Annotated in this window: 8 protein-coding genes; 2 read left to right on the top strand and 6 right to left on the bottom strand. The window is 75.0% G+C overall.

What is annotated here, in order from left to right; genetic code table 11:
• Positions 1-67 precede the first annotated feature (67 nt).
• From ACLQ2R_RS23540 to ACLQ2R_RS23565, 6 genes are all read right to left on the bottom strand, one after another.
• Positions 68-1,606: a DUF885 family protein gene (locus ACLQ2R_RS23540; protein WP_425962620.1), complete on the bottom strand. Its 1,539-nt coding sequence runs from the start codon at positions 1,604-1,606 to the stop codon at positions 68-70.
• Positions 1,607-1,616: 10 nt separating this feature from the next.
• On the bottom strand, positions 1,617-4,385 hold the full coding sequence (locus tag ACLQ2R_RS23545; RefSeq protein WP_425962622.1) for a helix-turn-helix transcriptional regulator: 2,769 nt from the start codon (positions 4,383-4,385) through the stop codon (positions 1,617-1,619).
• 119 nt (positions 4,386-4,504) lie between these two features.
• Complete coding sequence (locus ACLQ2R_RS23550; protein ID WP_425962624.1) at positions 4,505-4,909, bottom strand: SgcJ/EcaC family oxidoreductase; 405 nt, start codon at positions 4,907-4,909, stop codon at positions 4,505-4,507.
• Between the two features lie 132 nt (positions 4,910-5,041).
• On the bottom strand, positions 5,042-5,230 hold the full coding sequence (locus ACLQ2R_RS23555) for a hypothetical protein (RefSeq protein ID WP_425962626.1): 189 nt from the start codon (positions 5,228-5,230) through the stop codon (positions 5,042-5,044).
• Between the two features lie 106 nt (positions 5,231-5,336).
• Positions 5,337-5,810: an anthrone oxygenase family protein gene (locus ACLQ2R_RS23560; protein WP_425962628.1), complete on the bottom strand. Its 474-nt coding sequence runs from the start codon at positions 5,808-5,810 to the stop codon at positions 5,337-5,339.
• A 222-nt stretch (positions 5,811-6,032) separates the two neighbouring features.
• Entirely contained in the window at positions 6,033-7,052 is a 1,020-nt protein-coding gene (locus ACLQ2R_RS23565; protein WP_425962630.1) for a zinc-binding dehydrogenase, read from the bottom strand.
• Between the two features lie 232 nt (positions 7,053-7,284).
• Here ACLQ2R_RS23565 and ACLQ2R_RS23570 point away from each other — a divergent pair, with 232 nt between their 5' ends.
• Both ACLQ2R_RS23570 and lanL read left to right on the top strand, forming a co-directional pair.
• Positions 7,285-8,667 carry an MFS transporter gene (locus ACLQ2R_RS23570; RefSeq protein WP_425962632.1) on the top strand — a complete coding sequence of 461 codons (1,383 nt, stop codon included), beginning with the start codon at positions 7,285-7,287 and terminating at the stop codon, positions 8,665-8,667.
• A gap of 433 nt (positions 8,668-9,100) precedes the next feature.
• On the top strand, positions 9,101-12,235 hold the full coding sequence (gene lanL, locus ACLQ2R_RS23575; protein WP_425962634.1) for a class IV lanthionine synthetase LanL: 3,135 nt from the start codon (positions 9,101-9,103) through the stop codon (positions 12,233-12,235).
• Positions 12,236-12,467: the final 232 nt, after the last annotated feature.

Consider the following 12,467-nt stretch of genomic DNA (forward strand, 5'->3'; position numbering starts at 1 on the left):
TGCCGTCCGCCGACCGCCGACCGCCACCGGCCGTCCGCTGACCGTTGCCCGCCGCCCGCCCGTACGCTCACACGGGGCCGGTGGCCGTCCCCCCGAGGGAGTGGCCGAGCAGGCCCAGGGGCGGGGAGCCGAGGTCGAGCATGGCGGTGTGGAAGCGCTTGAGCCCGAAGCCGGAGCCCCATTCGGCCCTGGCGCGCTCGCGCAGGTCGAGGATCTCCAGCTTGCCCCAGGTGTAGCGGCCGTAGGTGGGGTCGAAGGTGGCCCGCGCCGCCTCCGACAGGGCGGCGGGACCGGCGAGGTGGGTGTCGGCGGCGAAGCGGCGGGCGCCCTCCTCGACGGTCATCGCGCCGGAGTGCACGCCGATCGCGCAGGCCAGCCGGGTCACCCTGATGAGCGCCTCCAGCCACACGCCGATCTCGAAGCGCGGGTCGCCGGGCGCGAAGTCCTCCTCCACGCACAACTCCTCGGCGTAGTGCGCCCAGCCCTCGGCGAAGGCCAGCGACATCAGCGTCCGCCGCACCTCGGAGCGGGCGTGGCGCAGGGCACGGCCGTGCGAGAAGTGCCCGGGGGCGACCTCGTGCACGTTGATCGCCGGGAGCGTGGTCTCGCTGAAGACCTCCAGCCACTCCTCGATGTCGCGCTCGGGCCAGGAGGCGTCGGGCGGGGTGACGTGGTACCAGGAGGGGCCGTCGGGCTCGCCCGGCGCCGAGAAGCTCATCATGGCCATCGCCCACCGGCGCGACTCGGGCGCGATGCCGACCAGGCACTCGCCGTCGTGGTAGGGCACCAGGTCCTTCTCCCGGGTGAACGCGATCGCCCGCTCGGTGCCGGCCCTGGCCGCCTCGATCACGCCGTCGGGCCCGGGGTGGTCCCTGACGAGCTCGCGCGCCACCTCCAGCGGCTGCCGTCCGGCGAAACCCAGGGCCGCGCAGGCCTCCGCCAGCCGGGCCATCAGGCGGTCGCGTTCGGCGTCGGCCCGCTCGGCGAGCCGCCCCAGGTCGACCGGGAGTCCCTCGCCCGCGCTCATCAGCCGGGCCAGGCCGCCGGCGCCGAGGGAGGCGTCCGGGTCCCCGGAGCGGGCGGCCTTCTCGACGTGCTCCACCAGCCGGGCGTGGGCCCTGAACGCGGCCTCGCGCGCGCTCTCCTTCGCGTCCCCGGGCACCCCGGACGCCAGGCCGCGCACCGCCCCGAGCAGCGCGGTCGCGACGGGGGCGCTGAGCATGTCGAGGGAGGCCACGGCGTTGTCCACCGCCTCGGGCCACAGCGCGAGGTGGGCGTGCTTGGCGGCCTCCCGGTCGGCCTCGGGGGCGTACTCGCGGTCGTAGGTGGCCAGGTCGAGGTTGCCCAGGTGCTCCATGGGGCTGCGCCGGTGCAGTTCCAGCTCGCCGAGCTGCACCCGCACGGCCTCCTCGAAGATCTGCAGGTGGGCGGCGTCGTAGGGGTCGGCGGGCAGCGGCCCCCGGCCCAGCGCGGCCAGCCCGGCGCGCACACCCTCCGGTGACAGATCCTGGATCATGCCGTCGTACTCGTGCCGTCCGGCCATTTCCCTGACGCCGGAGACGGTGAGGTCGCAAACCGCACGGAGGCGGCCGTCGAGTTCGGTCATGACGGTGACGCTACAACGCGGAGCGCCGGTCGGGATCGGCCGAGAGGTCGAGACGGGCGAGTTCGCCGCGGGAGGCGACGCCCAGCTTGGGGTAGGCGTTGTACAGGTGGTGGCCCACGGTCCTCGGGCTGAGGAAGAGCCGGGCGCCGATGTCGCGGTTACTGAGACCCGTCGCGGCGAGCCGTACCACCTGGAGTTCCTGCGGGGAGAGACGGCCGAGCGGGCCGGGGCCGCGATCGGGCGCGCCCGCGGCGACGCTCTCGCCCGAGGCGCGCAGCTCGGCGCGGGCACGCCCGGCCCAGGGCCGGGCGCCGAGCCGCTCGAAGATCTCCAGGGCGGAGCGGAGCGGCGGGCGGGCCTCGGCCCGGCGGCGGGAGCGGCGCAGCCACTCGCCGTGGAGCAGCTCGGTGCGGGCGCGGTCAAAGGGCCGCTCGCCGGTGCGGTGCAGCCGGACCGCCCGCGCGTAGTACTCGCCCGCCTCCTCCTCGTCTCCGGCGAGCAGCGCCCGGCACCGCAGCGCGATCGCCCCGGCCCAGGGCCGCCGCATCTGGTCGGCCCACCCCTGGTACCAGCGGTACGGCTCCGCGGCGCGTCCGGGCAGCCCCAGGCGGGCGGCGGCCTCGACGAGGTCGGGCAGGCTGGACAGGACGTCCAGCCGGTTCGGACCGGCCGTGAGGTCCTCCAGCCTGCTCAGGACCGCCTCGTGCCGGCCGAGCCCGAGGTCGAGCAGGCCGAGCGCGCACCCGGCCCACACCACGTTCGCCCCCGTCCCCCGCGCGAGGACCTCCCTCGTCAGGTCCTCGCACCACTCCCGGTCGCCCTCGACGGCCGCGATCCAGGCGAGCACCACCGAGTGGTAGCCCTCGTGGTCGCTCTGGCCGGTGTCGCGCGCGACGCGCCGCCCCTCGGTGGCGCTCGCCAGCGCGTCGCGGTGCCGTCCCTGGAGCGCCTGTGCCCTGGCGAGCAGCGCCAGCGCGCGCGGCAGCACGCCGATCGCGCCCTCGACGCGGCAGTCCCGTACGAGGGCGGCGGCCAGGTCGCAGGCCGCGGCGTGCTCGCCGACCATGAGGTGCCACCAGGTGATCCGCGCGCGCTCCCTGAACTCCGCCCCGTGCGGCCCGGCCCGCGTGAGGGCGATCAGCTCGCGCAGCGCCGGCAGCCCGTCCCCCACCTCGTCGGCGGCCAGGCCGGTGAGACCCCTGGCCGCCCGGACGAGGGCGCGTACGCGATCGCCCGGGTCGATCCCCGCCTCGCCGGTCCGCTCCACGACGTCGGCGAGCGCGGCGAGGTCACCGGCGAACCAGGTGATCTCCACCGCGTCGAGGAGCATGACCGCCGCGGTGTCCGGGTCGTGCCCGGCGGTGGAGAGCGCCGCGCCGACGAGGATCTCGTGGGCCGCCTTCGGCAGGCCCCGCTCGGCGGCGACGACGGCCCGGACCCGCGCGACCTCCGCCGTCGTCGCCGGGTCCGCGGCGTGCGGGTCGGCCTGGTCGGCCAGGTCGGCCAGGGTGGCCGCCCGCTCGAACTGCCCGGCGTCGGCCGCGGCCCGCGCCGCCACGGTCAGGCGCCGTCCCCTGTCGCGCCGGGCGGGGCTGAGCGAGGCCGCGCGCTCGTAGGCCGCGGCGATCGCCGCGTGACCGCCGCGCGTGCGTGCCTGCTCGGCGGTGCGCTCCAGCGCGGCGGCGACCCGCTCGTCGGGGGAGGTGACGGCGGCGGCCAGGTGCCAGGCACGCCGGTCGTCGTCGCCCCGCGCGCCGAGGACGTCGGCGAGCGCCCGGTGCGCGGCGAGCCTCCGGCTCAGCGTGGCCCCCCGGTAGGCGGCGGCACGGATCAGCGGGTGCCGGAAGACCAGGCCGTTCTCGGCCAGGAGCAGCAGCCGCCTGTGCTCGGCCGGTTCCAGGTCCTCGACGGCCGCGCCGAGCCGCGCGGCCGCCCCGAGGACGACGGCCGGGTCGCCGGTGTCGTCGGCGGCGGCGACCAGCAGGAGCGTCCGGGTGCGTTCGGGCAGCGTGCCGATCCGGTCGGTGAAGGTCTGCTGGATCCGGCCGTGGGTCGGCGGCGTCCCGAGAATGTAGGGGTAGGCGGGCAGCCGGCCCTCGCGCTGCGCGGCGGCCAGCTCCAGCAGGGCCAGCGGGTTGCCCCGGGCCTCCCGCAGGATCTGGTCCCGGACGTGCCGGGGCAGGTCGGCGGCGTGCCCGGCCAGCAGGCCTTCGGCGTCCGCGGCGTCCAGGCCGGGCAGGCGCACCTCGGCGAGGCCGGGCGCCGGGAAGGCGGGCGCGTGCAGGTCGCGGGCGGCGAGGACCAGGGCGACGCCCTCGGCGTCGAGCCGGCGGGCGGCGAACAGCAGGGCCTCGGCGGAGGCGTGGTCGAGCCAGTGGGCGTCGTCGACCAGGCACAGCAACGGGCGCTCCTCGGCCAGGTCCGCCAGCAGGGTCAGGACCGCGAGACCGGTCAGGAAGCGGTCGCCGCCCGCCGCGGGCGCCGTGCCCAGGGCTCCGCGCAGGGCCCGCGCCTGCCTGGCGGGAAGGGCGCCGATGTGGTCGGCGACCCCCCTCAGGAGCAGGTGCAGGCCCGCGAACGGCAGCTCGCTCTCCGCCTCGATCCCGACCCCTCGCAGCACCCGCATGTCCCCGGCCACCGCCCCCGCGGCGTGGTCGAGCAGGGCGGACTTCCCGATCCCGGCCTCCCCGCGGACGACCAGCGCGCCGCTGCGGCGGCGGCGGGCGTCCGCCAGGAGCCGGTCGATGACCGCTCGTTCGTCGGTCCGTCCGTGAAACATGACTGGTTGATCGTTTCCAGGAGGTCGGTGGTCGTGGGCGGCGGGTGAGCGCGGGACGGGTCGTCCGACGTGCCGGTCCCCGGAAGGCGCGGGGAGTGCGGCCGCTCACCGGGGGTCGATCAGCCCGCGACGACCTCGGTGTTCTGGCAGGCGGTCAGCAGCCAGCGGCCGTCGTCCTGCCTGGACATCACGTACAGCGGAGCCCCCTCGTTCTGGTCGCCCGGCGTCAGGTAGAGCTGACGGACCTTGACCGCCGCGACGTCCGGGCGGATGAAGAGCACGTGGATCACCTCGTAGGTGACCTTGCCGTCCCAGTCCGAGGCGGGGAGGACCTCGCGGGTGAACTCCGAGATCGCGTCGAGGCCGATGAGGACCTTGCCGCCGCCCGTCGTCCAGACCGCGTCGGGGTGGAAGAGGGCGAGGAACTCGTCGGGGTCCTTGTGCCGCTGGGAGTGCTCCACGGTGGCCACGACCTGCTCGATGGCCTCGATGTCCGCGGCGTGCGCCGCGGGGTGCGTGTTCATGTGCACCACGGTGCTACCTCAAGCATGGTAGAGGTCAAGGGGTGCCGGGAGGCGAGTCCCTGTGATCTCGACCCTTCCCTGTGGCGTCGGCTCTTCCCTGTGGCATCGACCGTGGGGGCCCCGGACGGGTTCTCATCCATCCGACGCGTGCCGCCTGAGGAAGGCTCGCGCCGTGGCCTGTCCCCGGCCCGCTCCCGGGCCGAGCCAGAAGCCCAGGTGATCGTCGTTCTCCATCCGGTACGGTCGCGCGCCGGGTATGCGCTCGGCCGCGGCTTTCCCGTGGTCGAACGGCACGTCGCCGTCCCGCGTGCCGTGGATCACCGGTGCCGGAGCCCTCCTCGATCGGGCCGAGCCGTGTCACGGCGGTCCGCAGATCGATCCGGACGCCGGGGAGGATCGCCCGGACCGGGTGGGGCGCCGGGCTCCTTCACGGGGGCTCGGGCCGGGTGAGGACGGCGATGACGATCATCAGCGCGAAGGCGGACAGGGCGGTCAGGGTACGGATCGTGTGGAAGAGCTCCCACCTCTGCAGGATCTCGGCGTGACCGGCCGGTGCGGAGGTGGCGGCCCATCGCCTGAAGTGGGCGTGCAGCGGGACGTTGCCGAAGACCGTCACCAGCAGCGAGGCCACCGTCAGAACGCCGGCCCCGAGCGCCAGGCGCCGTGGCAGGCCGCGGCCGACGACGGCCAGGCCGAACGAGGTGAGGATCGCCAGTGCCATCGCACTCTGCATGACCGGCTCGTTGACCTCCATCATCGCGGTGTGGAAGGTCAGGCGCACGTCCAGCGGGACGGCCCCGAACGTCGGGACCACGTTGACCGCGCCGTACCCGAAGGCTCCGGCGAGCAGCCCGGTGGCCGGCAGCGCCGCCCCGTGGACGTATCTGGCTGGGGTTCTCATGGCCGTCATCGTCGCTCGCCCGCCGGTGCCGGTCGTCCCCCCACGGATGGCTTCCACCCGTACATCGCGGGGAGGAGAAACCGTCGCTCTACGACGGCGGGAGTATGCCCGCACTACGGCGCCGAACGGACGGGAAAGGTCCCGTCCGGCTTCGGCGCGAAGGGTCCGGAAGGGTCGGAAGGTCGGGGGTTCACGGGGTCACGGCGTCACGGCGTCACGGCGTCACGGGGTCAGGACGACCTTGCCGACGGTGGCGCGTGTCTCCAGGGCCGTGTGCGCCGCCGCCGCGTCCGCGAGCGCGAACCGCTGGACCTCGGGGACGAGCCTGCCGGACGCCGCCTCGGCGAGCGATCGCTCCTCCAGGCCGCGCAGCCCCCCGGGCACCTTGAGGATCCGCGGGCCGAGGGCGACCGAGACGGTCAGGCAGCGGGCGTAGAGGTCGCCGGTGGACAGCTCGGTCGGCTTCCCCGCCGACCAGCCGAACATGACGAACCGTCCGCCGACACCGAGCAGTTCCAGTGCGGTACGGCCCGGGGTGCCGCCGACCCCGTCGAACGCCACCGTCACCTCGCGTCCGTTCAGCGCGCCGCGCACCCGGCCGTCCCAGTCCGGCGTGTCGTAGTCGACGGCGATCGTCGCCCCCAGCCGGCGGACCCGCTCGACCTTGGCCGGGCCGCCGGCCACGCCCACGACGGTCGCGCCGACGTCGCGCGCCGCCTGGACGAGCAGGTTGCCGATCCCACCGGCCGCCGCGGTCACCAGCACCACGTCGTCCGGCACGATCCGCCCGACGTCGAGGATCCCCACCGTGGTGCGGCCGGTGCCGATCATCGCCACCGCGACGTCGTCGGCCAGGTCGTCGGGGAGCGCGTGCACCGCCTCGACCTCGCGGACCGCCAGCTCCGCGTAGCCGCCGCCGGCCAGGCCCAGGTGGGCGACGACCCGGCGGCCCAGCCAGCTCTCCTCGACGCCGTCGCCCACCGCGTCGACGACACCGGCCACCTCCCGGCCGGGGGTCATCGGCAGGTCCGGGAGCGGGAAGGGCAGCTCACCGGCGGAGCCCGCGCGGATCGAGGTGTCCATGAGGTGGACCCCGGCGGCCCTCACCGCGATGCGGACCTGCCCCGGGCCGGGAGAGGGGTCCTCGACCTCCTCGTACAGCAGGTTCTCGGCGGGGCCGAAGGCGTACTGCCGGATGGCGCGCATGACGATCTCCTTCATGCCGTGGTCGGTTGACGACATCGACGGTAGGAGGACCGGCGAGGACACCGCATGAGTCATATGACTGGGTCCGGCCGGCAACCGACTGGATCCGGCCGGCGGCCGCGACGGCGACCCGCCATGGCCACCGGCCACCGGCCGCCCGTGCGGCTCCCTGCCGCGAAGTCCCGTCCCCCGCGACCGGCGCGTCCGGGCTCCGACCCGGTCGATCGACAGAAGCGGGCCGGACGCGCCCCTTCCTAGCGTCGCGGGCATGACGAGGAACGAAGCACGGACGACGGCCGGGGCCGGGGTGGTGGAGCGCACCCGGTGGGGGCCGGTGGTGGCGCTCGGGACGGCGATGCTGGTCGTCTCGGTCGAGATGAGCCTGGCCGCGGTCACCCTGCCGGTCATCGGCGCCGAGATGGGGGTCGGCCCGGCCGCGACCACGTGGGTGCTGCTGGCGTACATCCTGCCGACGGCGGCCCTGGCGATTCCCGCGGGACGGTGGGTGGACCGCGCCGACGTGCGGTCGGTGCTCCTGCTCGCGGTGACCGGGGTCGGGCTGACGAGCCTGCTGGCGGCGTTCGCACCGGTGTTCTGGCTGCTCCTGGTCGCCCGCGTGCTGCAGGGGATCGCGGGAGCGCTGGTCGTCGCCGTCTACATGCCCGTCGTCGGCGCGAGCGTACGGGCCGGGCAGCGCGGTCGCGCCCTGGGCTACGTCGCCACGATCATGCCCCTCGGCACGATGGCGGGTGCCTCGCTGGGAGGGCTGGTGGCCGAGGCGTACGGCTGGCGCCCGGTCTTCCTGCTGAAGATCCCCCTCCTGCTCGTCGTGCTGTGGCTGGGACACCGCACCGTTCCCGGTGGCCGCGCCGGGCTGCCCGTGCCGGACCGGTCGCTGCTGCGCGAGGTCCTGGTGCTGGGAGGGGCGGTCACCGCCCTGCTCCTGGCGTTCGACCAGGTCGAGGAGCGGGTGGCGGTCGCCCTGCCGCTCGTGGTCGCGGCGCTCGCGCTGGCCGTGACGTGGGGGCGGCTTCCCGCCTCCCGGCCGGTGATCGCGCTCGTCCGCCGCCGCGCGTACGGTCTCCCGCTGCTCTCCCTGCTGCTGATGGGCTCCGTCGTCGGGCTGACCCTCTTCCTGCTGCCCTACCTCGTCGCCGACGTGCTCGGGCGTGCTCCCGGGACGACGGGGATCGCGCTGCTGTTCTTCGTCGGCGGGATGGCGGCGTGCTCGCCGGTCGGCGGGGCGCTGGCCGACCGGTACCGGCCGAACGTGATCGCCACCGTGGGCGGCGTGGTGACCCTGGCCGGGACGCTGAGCATGCTCACTCTCGGCGCGTCCGCGGGGCTCGTGGACCTGGCCTGGCGGCTGGCGGTGATCGGCGCCGGTCAGGCCCTGTTCAACGCCCCGAACAACGCCGCGCTCCTCGCCGCCGCGCCGCCCGGCATGATCGGCACCGCCGGAGGGGTCGGTGCCACCGTCCGGACCCTCGCCTTCACGGTGGGCCCGGCCGCGACGGCGCTGGCGTGGGGTCTGGCCGGGGGTGGGGCCCCGGGTTTCCGCGCGGGTGTGATCGTCCTGGCGGTGGCACAGGTCGCCGGGCTCGCCGCTCTTCTGGCGGCCCGGGGCCGTCGGTCGGACGGGGACCGTTGATCGGACCGAGGCCGTCGGTCGGACGGAGGTCGTTGATCGGACCGGGGCGTTGATCAGGCCGGGATAAAGCTGCCGGGAATTGATATATGTAAACGCGAAAAATGCACATTAAAGGCCGCCTGAATGGCGAGAGCGGACCACGGATGCGTATTTTTACCTGGCACTCCCGTCCCCCGCCGTGTTCTCTGGTGCAAGCACCGAAAGGCGCCAGGAGCGCGGCGGTTCCGCCGATCGCACAGATGCGCGACCACCTCCGCCGATCCAGGCGGACCCTGGTGGACCTGGGCGGCAATGCCCGGGAGGATCTCGTACCGGCCGGTATGACGACCGGTACGAGGACCCGCGCCGCTCTTTCCCCTCGACGTCCCCATGACGTCCGTACGACATTCGTGTGACGCGGAACCCCGACAGCGGAAAGGCGGGACGATCAGTCGTGAAAAGCGCTCCGGGTGACGGCACCCTCCTGCGTGACATCGCGATCGCCGGGATCGGGCGGGCGCCGGCCCACACCTGGTCGGTCGTCGACGAGGGGTTCTGGTGCCGGATCGCCCCCGTGGGAGGCGTCCTGCCGGCGCAGGGCTGGAAACTTCACCTCTCCGCGACGATGCTCTCCGCTCCGGTCGTGCTCTCCCGGGCCGTCCGGGTGCTCTCCGCCGAGGGGTGCGCCTTCAAGTTCCCGGCACGGCTGGACGACTACTGGGAGCTGCTGATGCCGCACTGCGCCCGCGCGCAGGCGGGGAAGTTCGTCACCGCCTACCCCTCGGACGACGTCGAGGCGGCCCGGCTGGCGGCACTGCTCGACGAGGCCACCTGGGGGCTGCCCGGCCCGGCGATCCTGTCGGACCGCCCCTACCGGCCGGGCGGGATCGTCCACTACCGGTACGGGGCCTTCGCCGGGCACCGGGTGCTCGGCAACGACGGGTTCTACGAGATCCGGCTCCGTACACCGGAGGGGAGGACGTTCCAGGACGAACGGCTGCCCAGGTTCTCACCACCGCCCTTCGCCACCTCCCCCTTCCCCACCTCCACGACCACCACCTCCACGACCACCGCCGCCTCCACCGGGAGCGGCTCCACCCGGGACGCCTCCACCTCGGGCACCTCTCCCTCGGGCACCCAAGCCCGTGAGACACGTCCCGCCGGCACCCCGGCCACCGGCAACGGCACGCAGAACAGGAGCGGGAACGGCGGGCCGCGACCGGCCGCCGTGATGCTGAACGGCCGCTTCGTGGTCCGCGAGGCCGTGCGACACGCCAACAGGGGCGGCGTGTACCTGGCACGGGACACCGCGAACGGCGCCGAAGTGGTGATCAAGGAGGGGCGCCCGCACGCCTCGTCCGACCTCGCGGGCCGCGACGCCCGTTCCCGGCTGGCGACCGAGCGCTCCCGCCTGGAGGCGCTGGCCGGCACCGGCCTGGTACCCGCCGTGGTCGACTTCTTCGAGCAGGGCGGGCACACCTTCCTCGTCGAGGAGCACGTCCCCGGCACGACGCTGCGGCGCTGGTCGGAGGAGAACGCGGGTCCCGTCGGGCACGACGGTTTCGGGCACGCACCCGCCGAGGTCCTGCCGATCGTGCGGCGCCTCGTCGAGGCGCTGCGCGCCGTCCACGGGTGCGGGTACGTCTTCCGCGACCTCTCGCCGGACAACGTGATGATCCTTCCCGGCGGTGATCTGCGGCTCATCGACCCGGAGCACGTGGCGGCGCCCGGCGAGATCGTCATGATCGGCGGCACCCCCGGCTACCTGGCCCCGGAACTGGTACCGCACAGCGGCAGGTTCCGCCCCGCCCCGGACGAGGCGGCCGACCTGTTCGGGCTCGGCGGGCTGACCTACTTCCTCGCGGTGGGCGCGGGACTGGAACTTCCCGAGGACGGCGTCACCGGCCCGGCCCGTGGCCGCCGACTGCTCGACCACATCGCCGCGGTGTCCGCGTCCAACCCCGCCCTGGCCCTGCTGCGGCCCCTGGTGCAGGGGCTGGTCGCCGAACCGGGGCGACGCTGGCCGCTGGACCGCTGCACCGCGTACCTGGAGGGGCTCGCCACCGACGATCCGCTCCGCGTCGCGACGGGCGACCGGACGGAGTCCCGGGTCCGCACGGAGACGGACGCGCGGGCCGGTGCCGACGAGAGCGCGCGGGCGGGGGACCTGGTGGCGGACGGTCTGGCGTGGCTGGTGGAGACGGCGGGCACCTCGGGCGGCGGCTCGTCGCCGTGGCCCGTCGTCCACGGCGGCGTCGAGGCGGACCCGTGCTCGGTGAACGGGGGCGTACCGGGCATCCTTGGCGTCCTCACCCTCGCCTCTCGCGTACGACACGTCGGCGCGAAAACCCCGGAGGCCCCGGAGGCCCCGAACGCCCCGAACGCCTCGAACGCCTCGAACGCCTCGAACGCCTCGAAGGCGACGAGCGCGAAAGCCCCGGAGAGCGCGAGGGCGGCGGGGGCCGCGCAAGGCCCGACGACCGCCGGAAGCACGCGGGCCACCGAGGTGGCGGCCGACGTGACCCGGTGGCTCCGCGAGCGCCTCGCCGCCGAGGACCTCTGGCCTCCCGGCCTCCACTTCGGGCGCTCGGGGGCCCTCTGGGCCCTGTACGAGGCGGCCGAGGCGTCCGGTGACGGCGAGACCATGGACGTGGCGCTGCGATCGGCGGCCCGGCTGCCGACCGCGTACCCGAACTCCGACGTGACGCACGGGCTGGCGGGCGCGGGTATGACGGTGCTGCGCCTCGCGGTCCGCTCGGGTGACCCCGTGCTCCGTGAGCGGGCCGCGAGGACGTTCGAGAACCTGCACGCCGCGCGTTCCTACCGGCGCGGGCACCCGCACTGGCCGGTCCCAGCGTCGTTCGACTCCGGCCTGGCGGGCGCCGACCACCTCGGCTTCGCGCACGGGATCGCCGGGATCGGCACGGCGCTGCTCTACGGGGCGGTCGCCCTCGGCCGTCCGGAGTGGATGGCGACCGTGCACGAGATCGCCCGCGCCCTGGAGGAGTACGCCGACGTCGACGGCGACTGCGCCTGGTGGCCGACCCTGGCCGAGGAGCCGCGCACGCTCCGGCCGCGACGGCCGCACTGGTGCAGCGGGTCGTCGGGGATCGGTTCCTTCCTCGTCCGCCACTGGCGCGCCACCGGCGACGAGGGTGCGCTGCGGCTGGCCCGGCACGCGGCGGTCGCGGCGCACCGTACTCGGTGGCGGTCGGGGACGGTCGCGTGCCACGGCCTGCCGGGCGAGGGCGAGTTCCTGCTCGACATGGCCGACTTCACCGGCGAGGACCGCTACCTGCGGCAGGCCGGGGACCTGGCAGGGTGCCTGCGGGCACGGGCCGTCTCCCGCTCCGGCAGGACGCTCGTGCCGGACCCCTTCTCCGCCGTCGTGCCGACCTTCCTCGGCGGTACGGCGGGCGTCGTCGCCTTCCTCCTGCGGCTCCGGCACGGGAACGCCCGGCCGTGGATGCTCGACGACGTCATGGGGGACGCCTGGCGCTCCCCCCTCACAGGCTCGCCGCCCGCTCCCGGGCGGCGGAAGGAGAACCGGCCCGCCACGGGCGTGGCCACGAGATCGACAGGGAGGTGAACACCATGTCCTTCGACGTCGAGGACCTTCAGGGTCTGCAGGAGCGCGAGCCGGCCGCCAACGAGGCCGGTCGGCTGACGAACTGCCGCATCCACATGTTCTGCACCGACAACTGACGAACACGGCCCCCTGCCCTCTCCGCGGCCGGGCGGGGGGCCCGTCGTTTCCGCTCTCCCCGGGCGGGCCGTCCGGGTTCCGGACGGCGGTTCTCCGGGCATCGGTCGAGCCCGAA

The organism is Streptosporangium sp. DT93 (assembly GCF_049844535.1).
In the GTDB taxonomy this organism is placed as follows: domain Bacteria; phylum Actinomycetota; class Actinomycetes; order Streptosporangiales; family Streptosporangiaceae; genus Streptosporangium.